Origin of the sequence: Glaciihabitans arcticus (genome assembly GCF_004310685.1) — a bacterium.
Lineage (GTDB): Bacteria > Actinomycetota > Actinomycetes > Actinomycetales > Microbacteriaceae > Conyzicola > Conyzicola arctica.
Genome location: NZ_SISG01000001.1, coordinates 754,057 through 774,420 on the forward strand (window position 1 = coordinate 754,057; position 20,364 = coordinate 774,420).

The window sequence follows — 20,364 nt, forward strand, 5'->3', positions numbered from 1 at the left end:
CTTGTCGGAGGGACTGCATGTTTAAGAAGATTCTTGTTGCTAACCGAGGCGAGATCGCCATTCGCGCCATGCGCGCTGCCTACGAGCTCGGTGCGAAGACCGTTGCCGTGTTCCCGTGGGAAGACCGCAACTCCATGCACCGCCTGAAGGCCGACGAGGCGTACCAGATCGGGGAGAAGGGCCACCCCGTGCGCGCCTACCTCGACGTGGCGGAGATCATCCGCGTGGCGAAGGAGTGCGGCGCCGACGCGATCTACCCCGGCTACGGCTTCCTCTCCGAGAACCCCGACCTCGCCCAGGCCGCCACCGACGCGGGCATCACTTTCATCGGCCCGCCCACCAAGGTGCTGCAGATGGCCGGCAACAAGGTCACCGCCAAGGAGCACGCGATCGCCGCCAACGTTCCCGTGCTGGGTTCCACCCCCGCCTCCCGCGACCTCGACGAGCTGCTCGCCGGTGCCGACGCGATCGGCTTCCCGATCTTCGCCAAGGCCGTCGCGGGCGGTGGCGGTCGCGGAATGCGCCGGGTCGAGAAGAAGGAAGACCTGCGCGGCGCCCTCGAAGAGGCCATGCGCGAGGCCGACAGCGCCTTCGGTGACCCGACAATGTTCCTCGAACAGGCCGTGGTTCGCCCGCGCCACATCGAGGTGCAGATTCTGGCGGATGCGCACGGCGAGACCGTGCACCTGTTCGAGCGCGACTGCTCCGTGCAGCGCCGCCACCAGAAGGTCATCGAGATCGCGCCCGCGCCGAACCTCGACGAGACCACCCGCCAGGCCATGTACGCCCACGCGATCGCCTTCGCGAAGTCGATCGGCTACCAGAACGCCGGAACCGTCGAGTTTTTGCTCGACACGGCGGGGGAGCGCAAGGGACAGCACTTCTTCATCGAGATGAACCCGCGCATCCAGGTCGAGCACACCGTGACCGAGGAGGTCACCGACGTCGACCTCGTGCAGTCGCAGATGCGCATCGCCGCCGGCCAGTCGCTCGAGGAACTCGGCCTGCAGCAGAAGGACCTGCACCTGCGCGGCGCGGCCCTCCAGTGCCGCATCACGACAGAGGACCCGGCGGCCGGGTTCCGCCCCGACACCGGCAAGATCACGACCTACCGCTCGCCCGGTGGCGCGGGAATCCGCCTCGACGGCGGCACGGTGGCCGCGGGCGCCCAGATCTCGCCCCACTTCGACTCCATGCTGGTCAAGATGACCTGCCGCGGCCGCGACTTCGCCGCCGCCGTCGTGCGCGCCCGCCGCGGACTCGCCGAGTTCCGCCTGCGCGGCGTGACCACGAACATCCCGTTCCTGCAGGCTGTTCTCGATGACCCCGACTTCATCGCAGGCGACCTGAGCACGTCGTTCATCGACGAGCGGCCCGGTCTCGTGAAGAGCCACCAGTCCAAGGACCGCGGCACCAAGGTGCTCAGCTGGCTCGCCGACGTGACGGTCAACCAGCCGAACGGCTCGGGCGCCGGCCTCATCAACCCGGCCATCAAGCTGCCCGTCGTCGACCTCGACGCTCCCGCGCCTGCCGGATCCCGCCAGAAGCTGCAGGAGCTCGGCCCGCAGAAGTTCGCCGAGGCCCTGCGCGCGCAGACCGCCCTCGCGGTTACCGACACGACCTTCCGCGACGCCCACCAGTCGCTGCTCGCCACCCGCGTGCGCACCCGCGACCTCGTGGCCGTGCTGCCACACGTCGCGCGCCTCACACCGCAGCTGCTGAGCGTCGAGGCCTGGGGCGGTGCCACCTACGACGTGGCGCTGCGCTTCCTCGGCGAGGACCCGTGGGAGCGTCTCGGCACAATGCGTGACGCCCTGCCCAACGTGAACATCCAGATGCTGCTGCGCGGTCGCAACACCGTCGGCTACACGCCGTACCCGACCGAGGTGACCGACGCGTTCGTGCGGGAGGCGGCCTCTACGGGTGTCGACATCTTCCGCATCTTCGACGCGCTGAACGATGTGTCGCAGATGCGCCCCGCAATCGACGCCGTGCTCGCGACAGGAACCTCGATCGCCGAGGTCGCCGTCTGCTACACGGGCGACCTGCTCGACCCCGCCGAAGACCTGTACACGCTCGACTACTACCTGCGTCTCGCCGAGCAGATCGTCGATGCGGGAGCCCACGTGCTCGCCATCAAGGACATGGCAGGCCTCTTGCGTGCGGGAGCCGCCGAGAAGCTCGTCACGGCCCTGCGCGACCGCTTCGACCTTCCGGTGCACGTTCACACGCACGACACGGCAGGTGGCCAGCTCGCGACGCTGCTTGCCGCTGCCCGTGCCGGTGCAGATGCCGTGGATGTCGCGTCCGCACCGATGGCCGGAACAACAAGCCAGCCCAGCGCATCCGCCCTGGTCGCCGCCCTCGCGCACACCGAGCGCGACACCGGTCTCTCGCTGCAGGCGGTCTCCGACCTCGAGCCCTACTGGGAGGCCGTGCGCCACGTCTACAAGCCCTTCGAGTCGGGCCTCGCCGGACCGACCGGTCGCGTATACAAGCACGAGATCCCGGGAGGCCAGCTGTCGAACCTGCGCCAGCAGGCCATCGCGCTCGGCCTCGCAGACCATTTCGAGAAGATCGAGGACCTGTACGCGGCCGCGAGCGAGATGCTCGGACGCCCGCCCAAGGTGACCCCGTCGTCGAAGGTCGTCGGTGACCTCGCGCTCGCCCTCGCGGCAGTGGACGCCGACCCTGCAGACTTCGAGGCGAACCCGGAGAAGTACGACATCCCGGATTCGGTCATCGGCTTTATGGCCGGGGAACTCGGCGAACTGCCGGGCGGCTGGCCTGAGCCGTTCCGCACCAAGGTTCTCGCGGGTCGCACAGTGAAGATCGGCGTCGAGGAGATCACGGCGGAGGACCAGGCAGCGCTCGACGGCGAATCGCTCGAGCGTCGCGCCGCCCTCAACCGCCTGCTCTTCGCCGGCCCGACCAGGCTGTTCGAGCAAGTGCGTGAGAACTACGGCGACCTCTCCAAGGTCGACACCACCGACTACCTCTACGGCCTGCAACAGGGCACCGAGCATGTCATCGAGATCAGCAAGGGCGTGAGCCTGCACATCGGTCTCGAGGCGATCGGCGAGGCGGACGACAAGGGTTTCCGCACGGTCATGGCTACGCTCAACGGCCAGCTGCGCCCGGTGTTCGTGCGCGACACGAGCATCTCCGTGGAGTCGACGGCCGTCGAGAAAGCAGACCCGTCCAAACCCGGCCAGGTCGCTGCCCCGTTCTCGGGTGTTGTGACGCTGCAGGTGGAGGAGGGCGCTACCGTCGCTGTCGGCCAGAGTGTCGCGTCGATCGAGGCCATGAAGATGGAAGCCGCGATCACCGCCACCGTGGCAGGGGTTGTCAAACGCCTCGCGATACCCAAAACTCAACAGGTCGACGCCGGCGATCTCCTCGTGGAGATTGAACCCGCGTAGCCCCCGCGGGTCACAGCAGGCATCCAGATGCCGCCCAGAGAAACGGCGGTAAACTTGCAGGTCTGCCGCACCGAAAGGGAGTGCCCTCGTGGCAATCAAAGAATCGCAGAATGAGGGCACCGGCCCGGAGCCGGCGTCGGTCGACCCCATCGCCCCGGGGGAACTGCACAGTGAGCTGCTCGTCGAGTCCGGGGCAGATCTTGCGGCAGCGCTGCCCGAGTCCCTCATCCCGGACGAACCGGTGATCGCACCGCCCACGGTCACCATCGACCTGCCCGCGACCGTGCACACAGTGCCCGACCACGAGACTGCCCTCGCGATCGAGCACTCCGCCATCGACCCGCGGGAGCTGCTCTCGGTCGAGACGGTCGGCACCACGTCCATCAAGGTCGCCACCGGCGAGCACCTCATCATCCCCGCGGCTCCGGATGTCCCGGCTCCCGCCCCCATCCCACCCCTGCCCTCGGTCGACACCGTGACCACCCGCAAGACTCGCCAGGCTGCCCGCGACCACCGCCCCGTGCCCATCGCGCCGGGGGAGCCCGAGCCCATCGTCGCCCGCCCCGTGACCGAGAAGCCGACCGGCAAGCGGGCGCGCCGCCCACGCCCCGAAGGTCGCTGGCCCGCGATCGTCTACGGCGCGACCCTCACCGCTGTCAACATCGGTGATTCGCGACGGGTGCGGGAGCGCAAGCAACTCGAGGCGCGCATTGCGCGGCACTTCGACGGCGGACCCCGGTTCATTCCGGTACTCACGCGCAAGGGTGGCGTCGGCAAGACGACCGTCACCACCATCATGGGCATGGCCATGGCCGACGTGCGACGCGACCGCGTACTCGCGATCGACGCCAACCCCGACCGTGGCACCCTTGCCGAGCGCGTCTCCAAGCAGAACCGCTTCACGGTTCGGGATGCCGTTCTGCGTGCTCCCGACATCACGGACTTCGATGCGTTCTCGGCCCTGGTCTCGCGTGACGAGACGCGTCTCGACGTGCTCGCCTCCGACACCGACCCGATGCTGTCCGAGGCCTTCAACGAGAACGACTACAACGTCGTCGCCGACCTCGCCTCGAAGTACTATTCCGTGATCCTCACCGACTGCGGCACCGGAATCGTGCACTCGGTCATGCGCGCGACCCTGCAGCGCGCCGACGCCGTGGTGATCGTCTCCGGTGGAAGCGTCGATGAGGCACGACTCGCCTCCGAGACGCTCACCTGGCTCGAGGCGAACGGCTACGGGGCGCTGGCCCGCAACGCGATCGTGGCACTCAATACGGCCACTCACGGCACCAATCTGGTCAAGCTCGAAGAGATCGAGGCCCACTTCCGCTCGCGCGTACGCGACATCGTGCGCATCCCCTACGACGTGCAGCTCGCCGCGGGCTCGGTCGTCGATTTCAAGAGCCTGCGCCCCCTTACCCGCAACTCGGCTCGTGAGCTCGCCGCTCTCGTCGCCGACGGCCTTCCCGCCAACCGCGTCGGCTGAGCCGGCCGAGAGACAGACCAAGGAACACCCGCATGACCATCCGCCAGATACGCCTGTTCGGCGATCCCGTCCTCCGGTCCGTCTGCGACCCGATCACCCCCGGTGACAAGCGCGTCGCCGGACTCATCGAGGACCTCCTCGAGACGGTAAAGGTGCCCGGGCGCGCGGGCGTCGCCGCCAACCAGATCGGTGTCGGCCAGCGTGCATTCAGCTACAACATCGACGGCGACGTCGGCTACATCATCAACCCGGTGCTGGTCGAGGTGTCGGGCGAGGCGGAGCTCGTGGACGAGGGCTGCCTGTCCGTTCCCGGGTTCTATTTCCCGCGGCTCCGTCATCCCTTCGCACGCGTCGAAGGCATCGACCTCGACGGCAACCCCGTCGAGCTGAGCGGAGACGGACTGATGGCGCAGGCGCTGCAGCACGAGACCGACCACCTCGACGGACACCTGTTCATCGAGGGGCTCGAACCCGAGGTAAAAAAGGAGGCCATGCGCGCCATCCGCACCTCACCTTGGTGGGGCACGGTCTAGCCCGGTTCGGGATGACGCCCGGGACGAAAACAGGCCCGACCCCGAAGGGCCGAGCCTGTTGTGACATCTGGAACTAGCCGGCGAGCGAGATGCCCTCGGTGGCGGGAGCGCCGCCGTAGATGCCTTCGATCACGTCGGCGAAGTCCTCGACGATGATGTTGCGCTTGATTGACATCTTGGGCGTGAGGTGGCCGCTGGCCTCCGTGAGCTCCGTCGCGAGGATCTGGAACTTGCGGATCGACTCGGCACGCGAGACGAGAGCGTTGGCGTGGTCGATCGCCTTCTGCACCTCGGCCACGACGGTGGGGTTCACCGACGCCTGGGCGAGGGTGAGCGATGCATCCTCACCGTTGTTCTTCAGCCAGGTGGGCAGCATCTCGGCGTCGAGAGTGACGAGGGCCGAGATGAACGGCTTCTGGTCACCGACGACGACGACCTGGCCGATGAGCGGGTTGGCGCGGATGGGATCCTCGAGAGCGGCGGGGGAGACGTTCTTGCCACCGGCGGTGACGATGATCTCCTTTTTGCGTCCGGTGATCGACAAATAGCCGTCGGAGTCGAGCGAGCCGAGGTCGCCCGTCTTGAACCACTCGCCGTCCATGACCTCGGCGGTCGCGGCCTCATTGTTCCAGTAGCCGCCGAAGACGTTGACGCCCTTGACGCTGATCTCGCCGTCGTCGGAGATGCGGATGCCGACACCGGGGATCGCCGGACCGGTCGTGCCGATCTTGAAGCGGGTCGTGAGGTTCACCGTGGCGGGAGCGGTGGTCTCGGTGAGGCCGTAGCCCTCGAGGATCTGCAGGCCGAGACTGCGGTAGAAGTGACCGAGGCGCGAACCGAGCGGCGCGGAGCCGGAGACCGCGTACTTGACGCGACCGCCGAGAGCCGTGCGGATCTTGGACAGCACGAGCCGGTCGTACAGTGCGAACTGCAGCTTGAGGCCGAGCGGCACGGAGCCGGTATCGAGGGCCTTCGAGTGCGCGATCGCGACATCGGCGGCCTTGCGGAAGATCTTGCCCTTGCCGCCGGACTCGGCCTTCTGCTCGGAGGAGTTGTAGACCTTCTCGAAGACGCGCGGGACGGCGAGGAGGAAGGTCGGCTTGAAGGACGCCATCGAGGGCAGCAGGAGCTTCGTGTCGGGCTGGTGGCCGACCTTCACGCCGCCGTGGATGCTGAGCACCGAGATGAAGCGCGCGAAGATGTGCGCCGTCGTGATGAACAGCAGGGTCGAGGACTGCGGGTTGACGACGTCGGCCATGCCGATCGCCGAGTTGCGCACCAGTTCGACGAAGTTCGAGTGGGTGAGAACCACGCCCTTGGGGCGACCGGTCGAGCCGGACGTGTAGATGAGGGTCGCGATGTCGGAACCGACGGCGAGGTTGCGACGACGCTCGATCTCCGCGTCGGGGATCTCGGTGCCGCCGGCGACCAGCTTGTCGAGGTCACCGAGGTCGACCTGCCAGAGCTGGGTGACCTGGGGGAGATCGCCGCGGATCTCGTCGAAGCGAGCGAAGTGGTCGGCGGTCTCGACGATCATCGCCGTCGCGCCGGAGTCGGTGATGTTCCACTGCACCTGTGAGGGAGAGGAGGTTTCGTAGATCGGGACCATGATCGCGCCGGCGAACCACAGCGCGAAGTCGACGAGTGTCCACTCGTAGCGGGTCTTGCACTGGAAGGCGACCTTCTGGCCGGGCTCGATGCCGGCGGCGGTGAAGCCCTTGGCGAGTGCCACGACCTGAGCGAGGAAGTCACCGGCCGAGAGATCCGACCAGCCGCCGTCCGCGGTGGGCAGTGCGAAGAGTGCGGCGGACGGGTCGATGGCGACGCGGTCGACCAGAAGGTCTGTCGCGTTGGCCTGCGGGTCGGCTGCAACTGCGGCGGGTGTGAATACTTCGGTCACGGTAACTCCTTTGGCACCGGGGCGGATGAGTTTTCCTATTCTATCCGCGAAGATACGGGTGTAACACCGCCCAATGAGGGGTGATCGGGCCGTGCTGTCACTAAACTCGACACTCGTGCATGCGATCGGAATAGACATCGGCGGAACCAAGATCGCCGGAGCCCTCGTGACCGAGGACGGCGAGATCCTCGCGGAGGACCGCCGCCCCACCCCGGCGGGTGACCCGACGGCGATCGTCGAGATCGTCGTCGCCATGATCGAGCGGCTCTCCGCCGGCCACGAGGTGATCGCCGCGGGCGTCGCCGCAGCCGGCTTCATCGACGCCGCGCAGTCGACCGTCTACTACGCCCCCAACATCAACTGGCGCAACGAGCCGTTCCAGCAGCGGCTGAGCGAGCGCCTAGACATCCCCGTCACGATCGACAACGACGCGAACGCCGCCGGCTGGGCCGAGTTCCGCTACGGCGCCGGTCGCGGCTCGACCGACATGACCATGCTCACGATCGGCACGGGCGTCGGCGGCGCGATCGTCTCGGGCGGACGCCTGTTCCGTGGCGGGTTCGGTGCCGGCGCCGAGCTCGGCCACCTGCGCGTTGTGCCCGACGGTCTGCCCTGCGGCTGCGGGGCCCGCGGCTGCATCGAGCAGTACGGATCCGGTCGGGCCCTCCTGCGCCTCGCCAACGACATCGCCGACGTCGGCGGCATCGGCCTTCCGCTCGCCGCGGCGCGCACCGAGCACGGCGTGCTCGACGGCGCGATCGTGGGCGAGTTCATCGCCGCGGGTGACGCGGGTGCCCTGCACGCCCTCCAGGACCTCGGACGCTGGATCGGCCAGGCCTGTGCCTCGCTCGGCGCGGTGCTCGACCCGCAGCGCTTCGTCATCGGGGGCGGGGTGGCCGCTGCCGGCTACCTGCTCATCGATCCGATTCGCGAGGCCTACCTCCAGCACCTGCCGGCGCGCGGCTATCACCCGGAGCCCGAGTTCCTCATCGCGGAACTCGTGAATGACGCGGGTGTTGTGGGCGCGGCCGACCTGGCGCGCATCCACGCTGCTCAGCATTAGACTGGGCAGTTCAGGCGGAGGTAACTCGATGTTCTACTGGTTTATGAAGAATCTGATCGCAGGTCCGATTCTCAAGACGGTCTTCCGACCCTGGGTGACGGGGCTCGAGAACATCCCGGCCAAGGGCGGCGTCATCCTGGCGAGCAATCACCTCTCCTTCATCGACTCGGTGTTCCTGCCGCTCGTGATCGATCGCCGCATCTTCTTCCTCGCCAAGAGCGACTACTTCCGTGGCAAGGGCCTCAAGGGCTGGGCCACCAAGGCCTTTATGAACGGCACCGGGATGCTGCCTATCGACAGGTCCGGCGGAAAAGCCTCCGAAGCCTCGCTCAACACCGGCCTTCGCGTGCTGCACGAGGGCGAGGTCCTCGGCATCTACCCGGAGGGCACCCGCAGCCCCGACGGCAAGATGTACCGCGGACGCACGGGTGTCGCGCGCATGATCCTCGAGGGACGCGTTCCCGTCGTCCCGGTCGCGATGATCGACACCGAGAAGGTCATGCCCATCGGAACCCGCATCCCGAAGGTGCGCCGCATCGGCGTCGTGATCGGCAAGCCGATCGACTTCAGCCGCTTCGAGGGCCTCGAGAGCGACAGGTTCATCCTGCGTTCGATCACCGACGAGATCATGTACGAACTGAACCGCCTGAGCGGCCAGGAGTATGTGGACAGCTATGCATCGTCGGTCAAGGAGCGCGTCGGCTCGCAGAGCCGCTAGTTCTCGTGTGACGCACACGTCACACGACCGGCCGGTGCAATAAGCTCGAATACTGTGCGTCGGCGCTGCTGCGCACGCATCCCTCGTTACAAAGGAAACCCCGTGGTAGACCCGTCAGAGCCCGTTGTCCTCGCAGATCCCGCTGTGATCGCAGGCCTCGACTATTGGCGCGAGCTGCCCATCAAGCAGCAGCCGACCTGGCCCGACGCCGAGGCCGTGGCCGCGGCATCCCGCCAGATCGCCAGTTTCCCGCCGCTCGTCTTCGCTGGTGAGGTGGATGACCTGCGCGACAAGCTCGCGAAGGCGGCCTCCGGCCAGGCGTTCCTGCTGCAGGGCGGCGACTGTGCCGAGACCTTCGCCGGGGCCACCGCCGAGCAGATCAAGAACCGCATCAAGACGATCCTGCAGATGGCTGTTGTGCTCACCTACGGAGCGTCGAAGCCGATCGTGAAGATGGGCCGTATGGCCGGCCAGTTCGCGAAGCCGCGTTCGAGCGACATGGAGACCCGAGGCGACGTCACGCTGCCCGCCTACCGCGGCGACATCGTGAACGGCTACGACTTCACTCCCGAATCGCGCGAGGCCGACCCGCAGCGTCTCGTGCAGGGCTACCACACGGCCGTCTCCACGCTCAACCTCGTGCGCGCATTCACCCAGGGTGGCTTCGCCGACCTGCGCGAGGTGCACCGCTGGAACCAGGGCTTCGCTCGCAACCCCGCCAACGCGCGGTACGAGCTGCTGGCTCGGGATATCGATCGCGCCATCAAGTTCATGGAGGCTGCGGGCGCTGACTTCGACGAGCTGCGACGCGTCGACTTCTACACCGGCCACGAGGGCCTGCTTATGGACTACGAGCGCCCCATGACCCGCATCGACTCCCGCACGGGCACGCCTTACAACACGAGCGCGCACTTCCTCTGGATCGGTGAGCGCACACGCGACCTCGACGGCGCCCACATCGACTACTTCTCGCGGGTGCGCAATCCGATCGGTGTGAAGCTCGGTCCGACGACGAGCCCCGACGACATGCGCCGCCTCATCGATAAGCTCGACCCGAACCGCGAGCCCGGCCGCCTGACCTTCATCACGCGCATGGGTGCGGGCAAGATCCGCGACGCCCTGCCGCCGCTGCTCGAAGCCATCAAGGAGCACGAGGCGACTCCGCTGTGGGTGTCCGACCCGATGCACGGCAACGGCCTCACCACGCCGAACGGCTACAAGACGCGTCGCTTCGACGACATCGTCGACGAGGTGCGGGGGTTCTTCGAGGCGCATCACGCGGTGGGAACGTACCCGGGCGGTGTGCACATCGAGCTCACGGGCGACGACGTCACCGAGTGCCTGGGCGGCTCGGAGCAGATCGATGAGGCGACACTCGCGACAAAGTACGAGTCGCTCTGCGACCCGCGCCTCAACCACATGCAGTCGCTCGAGCTCGCGTTCCTCGTAGCCGAGGAGCTCGCAGCCTTCTAGAACGCGTTCGCCGGAACGGCTAGAAGTCACCGCGGATGATGACGGTCGAACCGCGCTTGACCTTCTCGTCTGACCCGGGCTCCATGTTGGCGACGACCGCGAACTCGTCGTCCCAGCGGTCCCTGGGGATGAGCGTGCGCACGTCCACCGTGAAGCCGGCGCCCTCGAGCTGCTCGATGGCGTCGGCGATGGTTTCGCCGACGACGTTGGGAATCTCGACGAGGTCCGGTCCGCGGGAGACGATGACGAAGACGGAATCACCCTTTCGGATCGCGGCGCCCTCGGGTTTCGGCGCGATGCTGATGACCGCGCCCTTCGGCACGTCGTCATCGAAAGTCTCTTTGCCGGCCTCGCCGACGAGGCCGACGCCGTCGAGGATCGCTACAGCCTCGTCGAAGCTCTTGCCCTTGACCGACGGCAGCGCACCGGCCGACACGATGAGGGTGACGGGGCGCTGGTCGAAGTACTCGGTCTCGTTCTTCAGGCCGATGAGCTTCTCGTCGCTGTTGATGCCGTAGGCGCCGACGATGGATCCAACGGGCACGTCCGCGTTGAACTGTTCGATGCGTTCGTCCGTTTGAACGATAAGGCCCGCATCGGTGAGGACGACCGTTGCGGCTTCCTCGGTGAGGCCGATGAAATCGGGCATGATCACCGGCTTCGGCCCGATGGAGACCCGGATGGTGACGACGGCGTCTCGGCCGATCGCCGTGTCGACGGCGGGGTCGGTCGAGGAGACCTTGCCGTTCTCGACGATGGGATCGTGCTCTTCGACGATCTCCGCTTCGACGGTGAGCCCGAGCTCGGTGATCACGGCTGTAGCCGCCTCGGGCGTCATGCCGACGACGGAGGACGGGATCGTCACGGTGGAGCCAGGTCCGGCGCCGAAGTACCAGCCGGTGCCGCCAGCGAGACCGGCGATCAGCAGCACGAGGCCGAACAGCCACCAGCCGCGAGAGCGACGCTTGTCGGCCGAGGCGGCGAGAGCGGAAGGGGCGTCATCCACAGCAAGGGCAGCGCCCACCGGCACAAGGGCGCGAGCGCCGCCCAGAACCTGGGTCTCGGCATCGGAGTTGGCGTTCTGCGCGCTCGGCAGCACAACGGTGCGCTGCACTGCTGTCGCGTTTGCGGGCAGCGCGGTCTGCAGCTGGCTCTGGGTCTCAAGCAGCTGCTCGAGCATGGCGCGGGCGTCGCGCGGGCGCTCCTCGGGGTCACGCGCCGTCGCCCACAGCACAAGCTCGTCGAGTTCGGCGGGCACCCTCGGGTTCTTGGTCGACGGCGTGGGCACGGAGTCGTTGGCGTGCTGGTAGGCGATCTGCATCGGCTGCTCGCCCTTGAAGGGCTGCTCGCCGGCGAGCATCTCGTACATCATGATGCCGACCGCGTAGATGTCGCTGCGGGTGTCGGCAACGCCGCGGGTAACGAGCTCGGGGGAGAGGTAGGCGATCGTGCCGAGCAGTGCCGCCCCCGTCGCTGTGTTTGCGGATGCCGCGCGCGCAAGCCCGAAGTCACTCAGCTTGATGCGGCCGTCGTCGGCCAGCAGCACGTTCTCGGGCTTGAGGTCACGGTGCACGATGCCGGACTTGTGTGCGGCCGCGAGGCCGGAGAGCACGGCTTCGAGAATGTCGAGGGTCTGCTCGGAGGTCAGCGTGCGGTGCTCGGAGAGCAGGTCGCGCAGGGTGATGCCGGGCAGGTACTCCATGACCAGGTAGGCGGTCTCGCTGTCCTGGCCCTGGTCGTAGACGTTGACCACGTTGGGGTGGGCGAGGCGGGCGGCCGAACGGGCCTCCTGGATGAACTTCTCGCGGAACTCCACATCGTCGGCGAGATGGGGGTGCATGATCTTGATCGCGACGCGACGCTCGAGGCGCAGGTCGGTGGCCAGGTAGACGGTGGCCATGCCACCGCGGGCGATGCGTGAACGGACCTGGTATCGGCCGTCGATGAGACGTCCGATCGTAGGGTCTGTGCTGTTGGTGTTCACCACACGATTCTAAAGATCGGAAGCTGGGAGGCGCGGCTCGGACACGGCTCGGTGCGGTATTGCCCGCCGCTGGTTCGACCCGCTCAACCCATCTCGCCGAGCCAGAACCGGGCCGACTTCTCCCACTTCGCGTACGCGTCGGGGTAGGCAGAGACCTGTACCTTCTGGGCGGCCTGGGTCACGGTGAGCAGCTGCCATCCGGCGTAGTCGAGCAGGCCGCGGGTCTTGCCCTTGTTGGGGTTCGACAGGCCGCCATAGAACAGGCGCGCGGCGTGGCTCGGGGTGGTGAGCTGGGCGATGGTTCCCCAGCCGGAGCTGGGTCGCTGCTGGAACAGGCCGACCGAGTCGAGGTGGCCGTAGCTGATGTTGCGCATGGTCGACTCCTGCATTGCTGCGGAGAGGGCGATGACGATCCCGTAGTCGCTGACACCGAGCTCGCGGCCGACGCGGATGATCGTGCGGGCGTTGGTCTCCTGCTCGCCCGAGAGCAGCGTGACGCCGGTGTTGCCCGCGGGAGCGGTGGACGCTCCGGGGATGACGAGGGTGCGTCCCGCGTAGATGATGCTCGAGGCGGTCAGCTTGTTGGCGCTGAGGATGGCCGCGACGGTCACGTTGAACTGCTTGGCGATCTTGGAGATGGTGTCGCCCGACTTGATGACGTAGCTCGCACCCGCGGCGGGCGGGGTGACGACGACGGGAGGTGTCACGACGACCGGGGGAGTGACGACGACGGGCGGGGTGACAACCGGCGGGGTGACCACGGGCGGCGTCACGACGGGCTTCACCGTCGCGGCCTTGGGGATCGTGATCTTCTGTCCGGGGTGGATGATGCTCGACCAGCCGAGGCCGTTGGCCTTGAGCACGGCGGCGGTGGTGATCTTGAAGCGCGCCGCGACCTTCGAGATGGTGTCACCCTTGACGATCGTGTACTTGGTCGTGGTGGTGGCCACGGGGGCGGTGACGGGCTTCACGACGGGAGCGGCCGCGCTCGTTTTGGTGAGCTGCAGGACCTGCCCGGGGAAGATCAGCGACTTCCAGCCGAGGCCGTTGAGGGCGAGCACCGAGGCGGTCGACAGTCCGTACTTGACCGCGATGCTGCTGACCGTGTCACCCGGGCCGACCTTGTAGGTGCGTGGGGCGGCGGCGATGGCCGCGACCGCCGCCGCGGGAGCGGCTACGACCGTGGGTGCCGCGGTGGTGGCGGCTGCCACCATCGAACGCAGTGCACCGAGGTTGGATGTCTCGGTCTTGGGCCCCGGGGCGGGGCTCGCCTCGACCGGGCTCGCCGGTCCGGTGAGGTTCATCATCGCCATCGAGCCGACCAGCACGATGGGGACGGTGGTGAACAGGTTGCGCGCGAGAGCCGACTGCGGCTTGGCTTCAGCGCTGCGGGCGCGCATGGCCGCCTGTGTCGCTGCGATCGTCGGCACGAGGCCGTGAAGGACCGCTCGTGCGTTCGCGTGAAGGTCGTGCCCCGTGATGTCGGTCATGATGTCCCCGTCTTGCTTCCCCGGCCAGGTTCGACGTGGTGGGCCGCGCCGATCAGTCCAAGCTGGCACAGATGGAGCCCAGAGTCAATTAGTGGGGCGCATGTGGTTTGAGTTAACACGATGGAAACATTTTGGTGTACCGAGTGGTGTCGGCGCGTTCACCACGGTGCGTGGCAGGCTGGGAGCGTGACTGATTCAACCCCCACCGACTGGCTCACAGTTCCCGACCTCACCGAGGTGCTCGGCCTCAAGGTCAGCCAGGTTCGACGCCTCATCGAGGACCGCGCCCTCCTCGCCCGCAAGATCGACGGCGTCTGGAAGGTACCCGCCTCCTTCATCCAGGACGGCGAGCCCCTGCCCCAGCTGCGCGGCACCCTCGTGGTGCTGGGTGACAGCGGATTCAGCGAGGACGAGGCGATGGACTGGCTGCTCAGCGACGAGGACAGCCTCGGCGTGAGCCCGATCGACGCCCTCCGCGCCGGCCGCAAGGCCGAGGTGCGCAGGGTTGCGCAGGCGCTCGGCTTCTAGCGGCTACCGCGCGCGGCGGATAACCGTATCGGCGAGCTGCAGCAGCTGTTCCCGCGCTGAGGCCGAGAGCGGGGCATCCGCCACAGCACTCTTGGCGATGCCCACGTTGCGGTCGATGATGCGCTCGACCTGGTCGATGGCACCGCTGTCGACGATCGCGGACTGCAGCATCGCGATCTGTTCCGCGTCGAGATCCGGGTCACCCAGCAAATCGTCGAGCACGCGCCGCGAACTGCCCGGCATGGTCGCACGGGCGAGCGCGATGAGCACGGTGCGCTTGCCCTCGCGCAGGTCGTCGCCCGCGGGCTTCCCGGTGACCGCAGGGTCACCGAATACCCCGAGCATGTCGTCACGCAACTGGTAGGCGATGCCCAGGGGCAGGCCGAATTCGCGCAGGGCGGCCTTCTGGGCCGCGGTTCCGCCGCCGAGTGAGGCGCCGATGGCGAGCGGGGCCTCCACGCTGTACTTGGCCGACTTGTAGACAACGACGCGATGCGCGCGCGGCAGCAATTCTGCTTCGGGATGACGCAGCCACGCGTTCTCCTCGAGGATGTCGAGATACTGGCCGACCGTCACCTCCGTGCGCATGAGGTTGAACTCGGCCCGCGCGGCGGCGGCCGAGGCAGGCGTCGCGAGCTGCGTGAGGGCGTCGGCGAAGAGCTCGTCGCTCCAGCTGAGGATGAGGTCCCCGAGCAGGAGCGCGGCCGACTGCCCGAAACCGAGGGGGTTGCCGAGCCACGCGCCGTCACGGTGCAGGGCCTCGAAGCGCTTGTGGGCGGAGGGCTTCGCGCGACGCGTGTCGGAGTTGTCCATGATGTCGTCGTGCACGAGCGCGGCGGCGTGGAACAGCTCGAGCGCGGAGGCGGCCTGCACGACCGCGGCGAAGTCGGTCTCTCGAACGGGATCAGGGGCCAGGTCGAAGCCGTCGGGATCGCCGCTCACCGCCTCCCAGCCCCAGTAGCAGAACAGGGCCCGGAATCGCTTGCCGCCGGAGAGGAACTCCCGCGAGAAGTCGATAAAGGGGTCGAGTTCGGGAGCGATGGCGGACAGCTCGGGAGCCCGCCGCTCAAGGAACTCGTCGATGCGGATCTGAACCAGATCGACTAACCGCGTACTCTCAGCCACGCGCCTAGCCTAGCCATCCTCGCGGGGCGTATTATGGAGAGCTACAACCGGGCCATTTATCCCGAGGGCTGAGGAGCACGAAATGCCACTTTCCGAGCAGGAGCAGCGTCTCCTCGAAGAGATGGAACGCAATCTCTACCAAAACGACGCCGATTTCGTTGCCACCGTCAGCGCGCGTCGCGGTAGGCCGAACTACACGGTCATCCTCGTGGGTGTGCTCATCGGCATCGCCGGCGTCGCAACTCTCGTAACGGGAGTGATCCTGCAACTGGCCATCGTCGGTGTGCTCGGCTTCCTGGTCATGTTCGCCGGTGTGCTCGTCGCCCTCGCGCCTCCTCGCCGCTCAGCAGGTGCCGCAAGTCCCGCACCGCAGGAATTCGGCGGAGCCCGCGCCAAGCAGAAGAAGTCCTCGAGCTTTATGGACGGCCTGAACGACCGCTGGGACAAGCGACAGGACGACCGGGGCCAGTAGCCTCCACTTCTCTCCCTTTTCAGGGCCGACCTTCGGGTCGGCCCTTTTTTGTGCCTTCGGGATGTCCCGGCGCCGCATTATTGAGCCAAATTGCTCCATTTCCCTCCACCCCGTTTTCTCAGGCGATCACTGGGCAGTATTTGTTGATAGCCGCGGATATTCCCATTTTCCTAGGATTGGTGGTGGAAAGTGGAGTAAAGTGGAGGCTACCTAAACCTGGGCCGGTAGTGAGGGGAGTGAAGCCATGTTTCTGGGCACCCACGCACCCAAGCTCGATGACAAGGGACGCGTCATCCTTCCGGCCAAGTTCTGGGACGAACTGTCATCCGGCCTCGTCATCACCCGCGGCCAGGAACGCTGCCTCTACGTGTTCAGCGAGCGCGAGTTCGAGAACGTGCACGAGAAGATCCGCCAGGCACCCATCACGAGCAAGGAGGGTCGCGACTTCCTGCGCCTCTTCCTCTCCGGTGCCAGCCAGGAGCGACCCGATACGCAGCACCGCATCACGATCCCCGCGAACCTGCGCGAGTACGCCGGGCTCGGCCGTGAGCTCACCGTGATCGGTGCGGGAAGCCGCGCCGAGATCTGGGACACCGCGGCCTGGAACGACTACTACGCCACAAACGAAGCAGGCTTCTCCGACACCGCTGAGGAGGTGATCCCGGGACTCTTCTAGAACCTTGGCGCTGACTCCCAGCCGATCAATCGCCCTGTCTCACCTTCCCCGGTGACAGGTCGGACCGGATGGGGATCAGCGCTAAGGATCGAGAACCCGCTTCTTATGGCACACGACGACATCCACATCTCCGTGAACCTCGAGCGCACACTCGAGCTCCTCGCCCCTTCGGTCGGCGCTCCCGGCGCCGTGCTCGTGGACGGCACGCTCGGCATGGGCGGCCACGCCGAGGCATTCCTCGAGCGCTTTCCCGAATTGACCCTGGTCGGCATCGACCGCGACACCAACGCTCTCGCGATAGCGGGGGAGCGCCTCGCGCGCTTCGCCGATCGCACCCACTTCGTGCACTCCACCAACGACCGCATCGCTGAGGTGCTGAAGAAGCTCGGCATCGCGGAGGTACAGGGCATCCTGTTCGACCTCGGTGTCTCTTCGCTGCAGCTCGACGACGTCGATCGCGGCTTCTCCTATTCGAAGGATGCCCCGCTCGACATGCGCATGGATCCGACGTCCACCCTCACGGCGGAGAAGATCCTCGCCGAGTACAGCGAATTCGAACTGCGTCGCATCTTCTACGACTACGGCGAGGAGAAGCTCGCGCCGCGGTACGCCTCGAAGATCGTGCAGCGTCGCGAAGTGGAACCCCTCACGCGATCGTCGCAGCTCAACGAAGTGATCGTGGCAGCGACGCCCGCGGCAGTGCAGCGCACGGGACATCCCGCCAAGCGCGTCTTCCAGGCGCTGCGCATCGAGGTCAACCAGGAACTCTCGGTGATCGAGAAGGCCGTGCCTGCTGCACTCGACTCGCTCGCGGTCGGCGGCCGCATCGTTGTGCTGTCGTTCCAGTCCCTCGAGGACCGGATCGTCAAGCGTGTGTTCGCCTCCCGATCGACCTCAACGGCTCCTGCGGGCCTCCCGGTCGAACTGCCGGAGCACAAGCCGGAATTCGCACTCCTCGTGCGCGGCGCCGAACAGGCGTCCGAGAGCGAGCGAGCAGACAACCCCCGCGCGACGTCAGTCCGACTGCGCGCCGCCGAACGACTCAGGAGGATCGCATGAGCACGAACCTTGCCTACGCGACCCCGCAGCGCGCGGCTCGCCCCGAGCAGGAGCAGCACCCGCGCCAGATCGAGATCGTCTCGACCCGCGCACAGCGACGCGCACGCCCGCGCGTCGTGTACGCCGTGGCGACGGTCGGCGGCCTGTTCGCCCTCTTCATCGCGCAGCTGCTGCTGAGCATCGTCATTTCCGACGGCGCCTACGAGATCTCCGACCTGCGCGTCGAGCAGCGCAACCTCGTGCGCACCGAGCAGGACCTGGGCGAGAAGCTCGACCTGCTCGCCTCGCAGCAGAACCTTGCAACCCAGGCCGAGGGTCTCGGCATGGTCACCAACACCTCGACCCCGATGTTCCTCCGTCTCTCCGACGGTGCGATCTTCGGTGCGGCGAACGGGACGGGAACGAGCGGAACGCTCCTCGGTCCCGACGGATCGCTCGTCGCGAACTCGCTCCTCGGTGACATCCCCATCGCGGGGAGCACCGAGGGCGGGGAGTCCACCGATGGCTCGCCCGCGCTCAGCGCGAGCGGGGCATCCGGAACCACAACGACCACTGTCACCCCACCGAAGACGGCCACGCCGGGCGCGCTTCCCTCACCCGTGACGAGGTAGATGCGACACTGCATCTGCCCCTGAGATCAAAAGGACACCCGTGAACAACCCCCGCAGCACGAGGCGACGCCTCACCGCCACGGTGCTGGCGATCATGTGTGTCGTCGGACTCTTTGTCGGTCGGCTCGTCGACATCCAGGTGGTCAGCGCCGACGAGCTCAACAAGGAGTCGCTCGGCAAGCGCTCGATCAACCTCGTCGAATACGCGGCGCGCGGCGACATCGTCGACTCGAACGGCGTGATCCTCGCGAACAGCGTCGACCGGTTCGACATCATCGCCTCGCCGAAGCTCGTCAAGGAGTCCTTCACGCGCAAGGACGACAAGGGTGTCAAGACCAAGGTCACGTTTATGCAGGCCGTCACCGAGCTCGCCGAGGCGACCGGCGAGGACGCCGCCGAGTTGATCAGCAAGCTCACCACCGACCCGACCTCCGACTACGTACTGCTGTCGAAGGCGGAGACCCTCGACACCCTCGGCCTGGTCAAGGCACTCAAGATCCCCTTCGTCTTCAACCAGGTGCGCCCGAGTCGCACCTACCCGAGCGGTGCCGTCGCCGGCAACCTCGTGGGTTTTATGGGCACCGATGGACCGCAGGCCGGCCTCGAGAAGCAGTACCGCTCGTGCCTCGACAACGTGAACGGCACCTCGACCTACGAACGCAGCTCCGACGGCGTGCGTCTTCCGGGTAGCACCGTGACGACCAAGGAGAAGAAGGATGGCGGCACGCTCAAGCTCACCATCGACAGCGACTTCACCTTCTACGTGCAGCAGACGATGGCCGCTCGTGCCGAAGAGCTCGGTGCGGACTGGGCGACCGCCGCAGTGGTGCGCGTGAGCGATGGCCACGTGATGGCGATGACCGACTACCCCTCGGTCGACCCGAACAACGTGAGCGCTTCGAAGAAGACGGAACTCGGCTCGGTCGCGTTCTCCACGCCATATGAGCCCGGCTCGACCATGAAGCCGCTCACCGCCGCCATGCTGCTCGACGCGGGCCTCATCACCCAGACGACCAACGTGAACGTGCCCGGTGCCCTGTACACCGAGGGCGGCGGCCGCATCAAGGACTCCTTCTCGCACGGCGACCTGCACTACACAACTGCCGGCATCATCACGAACTCCTCCAACATCGGCATCTCGATCCTCTCCGAGAAGATGAGCCCCAAGGAGCGGCGCGAGTACTTCCTGAAGTTCGGGCTGAGCCAGAAGACCGCCGTTGGGTTCGGAGGCGAGTCGACCGGCCTCATCCCGAAGCTGAATGCGAACGGCAAGTGGGGCGACGCGATCACGACCTACGCGCTCTCGTTCGGACAGGCCATGCAGACTACGACCGCGCAGGTCGCCTCCGCGTACCAGACCCTCGGCAACAAGGGTGTGCGCATGCCGCTCACGCTCGTCGAGGGCTGTGAGCAGGCGGACGGCACCGTCACCGACCTCCCGTCCACGGAGGGCATTCGGGTCGTCTCCGACAAGGCGGCAACGCAGACGGTGCAGATGATGGAGAACGTCGTCACCCAGGGCTGGCTGAGCAGCACCCTGCAGATTCCGGGATACCGCATCGCGGCGAAGACCGGAACCGCCCAGGTCGCCGAGAACGGACGCTACGGCAACAACTACACGGTCTCCGTCGCGGGCCTCATTCCGGCCGAGGCGCCCGAGTACGCGGTTGTGGTCACCTTCGGCAACCCCGATACGATGAAGACGTCGGGTGCAGCAGCACCCACCTTCAAGAAGATCATGACCCAGGTCATCAAGACGTTCAGGGTGACCCCCTCGACCAAGCCGGCCCCGGAGATTCCCCAATCCTGGTAACACCGGCTGTG

Annotated in this window: 16 protein-coding genes; 12 read left to right on the top strand and 4 right to left on the bottom strand. The window is 66.9% G+C overall.

Translation table 11 applies throughout. From position 1 onward, the window contains the following. The first annotated feature begins 17 nt into the window (after nucleotides 1-17). From EYE40_RS03480 to def, 3 genes are all read left to right on the top strand, one after another. Nucleotides 18-3,422, top strand: coding sequence for a pyruvate carboxylase (locus EYE40_RS03480; RefSeq protein WP_130980644.1), 3,405 nt, complete (start codon nucleotides 18-20; stop codon nucleotides 3,420-3,422). A gap of 88 nt (nucleotides 3,423-3,510) precedes the next feature. After that, nucleotides 3,511-4,908, top strand: coding sequence for a MinD/ParA family ATP-binding protein (locus tag EYE40_RS03485; protein WP_240034693.1), 1,398 nt, complete (start codon nucleotides 3,511-3,513; stop codon nucleotides 4,906-4,908). Nucleotides 4,909-4,940: 32 nt separating this feature from the next. Beyond that, a complete protein-coding gene (gene def, locus EYE40_RS03490) occupies nucleotides 4,941-5,441 on the top strand; it encodes a peptide deformylase (protein ID WP_130980645.1) in 501 nt (166 codons plus the stop codon). Nucleotides 5,442-5,514: 73 nt separating this feature from the next. On the opposite strand, the gene EYE40_RS03495 is transcribed toward def, so the two are convergent. Further along, the gene (locus EYE40_RS03495; protein ID WP_240034694.1) at nucleotides 5,515-7,341 is read right to left on the bottom strand and encodes an AMP-dependent synthetase/ligase; all 1,827 of its coding nucleotides are present in this window, start codon (nucleotides 7,339-7,341) and stop codon (nucleotides 5,515-5,517) included. A 115-nt stretch (nucleotides 7,342-7,456) separates the two neighbouring features. Here EYE40_RS03495 and EYE40_RS03500 point away from each other — a divergent pair, with 115 nt between their 5' ends. The 3 genes from EYE40_RS03500 (at nucleotide 7,457) to EYE40_RS03510 (ending at nucleotide 10,595) form a co-directional block, all read left to right on the top strand. Further along, on the top strand, nucleotides 7,457-8,404 hold the full coding sequence (locus tag EYE40_RS03500; RefSeq protein ID WP_130980647.1) for an ROK family glucokinase: 948 nt from the start codon (nucleotides 7,457-7,459) through the stop codon (nucleotides 8,402-8,404). A 28-nt stretch (nucleotides 8,405-8,432) separates the two neighbouring features. Beyond that, nucleotides 8,433-9,122 (top strand): lysophospholipid acyltransferase family protein, encoded by a 690-nt coding sequence (locus EYE40_RS03505; RefSeq protein WP_130980648.1) that lies wholly within the window; start codon nucleotides 8,433-8,435, stop codon nucleotides 9,120-9,122. A 102-nt stretch (nucleotides 9,123-9,224) separates the two neighbouring features. Further along, the gene (locus tag EYE40_RS03510) at nucleotides 9,225-10,595 is read left to right on the top strand and encodes a class II 3-deoxy-7-phosphoheptulonate synthase (protein WP_130980649.1); all 1,371 of its coding nucleotides are present in this window, start codon (nucleotides 9,225-9,227) and stop codon (nucleotides 10,593-10,595) included. A 19-nt stretch (nucleotides 10,596-10,614) separates the two neighbouring features. On the opposite strand, the gene pknB is transcribed toward EYE40_RS03510, so the two are convergent. Continuing rightward, nucleotides 10,615-12,579, bottom strand: a complete 1,965-nt coding sequence (gene pknB / locus EYE40_RS03515; protein ID WP_130980650.1) for a Stk1 family PASTA domain-containing Ser/Thr kinase — start codon at nucleotides 12,577-12,579, stop codon at nucleotides 10,615-10,617. A gap of 83 nt (nucleotides 12,580-12,662) precedes the next feature. Then, on the bottom strand, nucleotides 12,663-14,069 hold the full coding sequence (locus tag EYE40_RS03520; protein WP_240034695.1) for a muramidase family protein: 1,407 nt from the start codon (nucleotides 14,067-14,069) through the stop codon (nucleotides 12,663-12,665). 186 nt (nucleotides 14,070-14,255) lie between these two features. Between EYE40_RS03520 and EYE40_RS03525 the strand changes: the two genes are divergently transcribed. Continuing rightward, nucleotides 14,256-14,597, top strand: a complete 342-nt coding sequence (locus tag EYE40_RS03525; RefSeq protein WP_130980651.1) for an Rv2175c family DNA-binding protein — start codon at nucleotides 14,256-14,258, stop codon at nucleotides 14,595-14,597. Nucleotides 14,598-14,600: 3 nt separating this feature from the next. On the opposite strand, the gene EYE40_RS03530 is transcribed toward EYE40_RS03525, so the two are convergent. Then, the gene (locus tag EYE40_RS03530) at nucleotides 14,601-15,722 is read right to left on the bottom strand and encodes a polyprenyl synthetase family protein (RefSeq protein ID WP_130980652.1); all 1,122 of its coding nucleotides are present in this window, start codon (nucleotides 15,720-15,722) and stop codon (nucleotides 14,601-14,603) included. A gap of 82 nt (nucleotides 15,723-15,804) precedes the next feature. On the opposite strand from EYE40_RS03530, the gene EYE40_RS03535 reads away from it, so the two are divergent. The 5 genes from EYE40_RS03535 (at nucleotide 15,805) to EYE40_RS03555 (ending at nucleotide 20,353) form a co-directional block, all read left to right on the top strand. Then, nucleotides 15,805-16,194, top strand: coding sequence for a DUF3040 domain-containing protein (locus EYE40_RS03535; protein WP_130980653.1), 390 nt, complete (start codon nucleotides 15,805-15,807; stop codon nucleotides 16,192-16,194). A 244-nt stretch (nucleotides 16,195-16,438) separates the two neighbouring features. Further along, nucleotides 16,439-16,870: a division/cell wall cluster transcriptional repressor MraZ gene (mraZ, locus tag EYE40_RS03540; protein ID WP_130980654.1), complete on the top strand. Its 432-nt coding sequence runs from the start codon at nucleotides 16,439-16,441 to the stop codon at nucleotides 16,868-16,870. A 105-nt stretch (nucleotides 16,871-16,975) separates the two neighbouring features. Beyond that, nucleotides 16,976-17,929 carry a 16S rRNA (cytosine(1402)-N(4))-methyltransferase RsmH gene (rsmH, locus tag EYE40_RS03545; RefSeq protein WP_130980655.1) on the top strand — a complete coding sequence of 318 codons (954 nt, stop codon included), beginning with the start codon at nucleotides 16,976-16,978 and terminating at the stop codon, nucleotides 17,927-17,929. Continuing rightward, on the top strand, nucleotides 17,926-18,540 hold the full coding sequence (gene ftsL / locus EYE40_RS03550) for a cell division protein FtsL (protein WP_130980656.1): 615 nt from the start codon (nucleotides 17,926-17,928) through the stop codon (nucleotides 18,538-18,540). Before rsmH ends, ftsL begins: the two co-directional genes overlap by 4 nt. 40 nt (nucleotides 18,541-18,580) lie before the next feature. Continuing rightward, nucleotides 18,581-20,353: a peptidoglycan D,D-transpeptidase FtsI family protein gene (locus EYE40_RS03555; protein ID WP_240034696.1), complete on the top strand. Its 1,773-nt coding sequence runs from the start codon at nucleotides 18,581-18,583 to the stop codon at nucleotides 20,351-20,353. Nucleotides 20,354-20,364 lie beyond the last annotated feature (11 nt).

What these genes read in the sequence shown, in the direction of transcription:
- EYE40_RS03480 (WP_130980644.1), top strand. Translation starts at nt 18, where the DNA reads ATGTTTAAGAAGATTCTTGTTGCTAACCGAGGCGAGATCGCCATTCGC.
- def (WP_130980645.1), top strand. Translation starts at nt 4,941, where the DNA reads ATGACCATCCGCCAGATACGCCTGTTCGGCGATCCCGTCCTCCGGTCC.
- EYE40_RS03505 (WP_130980648.1), top strand. Translation starts at nt 8,433, where the DNA reads ATGTTCTACTGGTTTATGAAGAATCTGATCGCAGGTCCGATTCTCAAG.
- EYE40_RS03520 (WP_240034695.1), bottom strand. Translation starts at nt 14,069, where the DNA reads ATGACCGACATCACGGGGCACGACCTTCACGCGAACGCACGAGCGGTC.
- EYE40_RS03535 (WP_130980653.1), top strand. Translation starts at nt 15,805, where the DNA reads ATGCCACTTTCCGAGCAGGAGCAGCGTCTCCTCGAAGAGATGGAACGC.
- mraZ (WP_130980654.1), top strand. Translation starts at nt 16,439, where the DNA reads ATGTTTCTGGGCACCCACGCACCCAAGCTCGATGACAAGGGACGCGTC.
- rsmH (WP_130980655.1), top strand. Translation starts at nt 16,976, where the DNA reads ATGGCACACGACGACATCCACATCTCCGTGAACCTCGAGCGCACACTC.
- ftsL (WP_130980656.1), top strand. Translation starts at nt 17,926, where the DNA reads ATGAGCACGAACCTTGCCTACGCGACCCCGCAGCGCGCGGCTCGCCCC.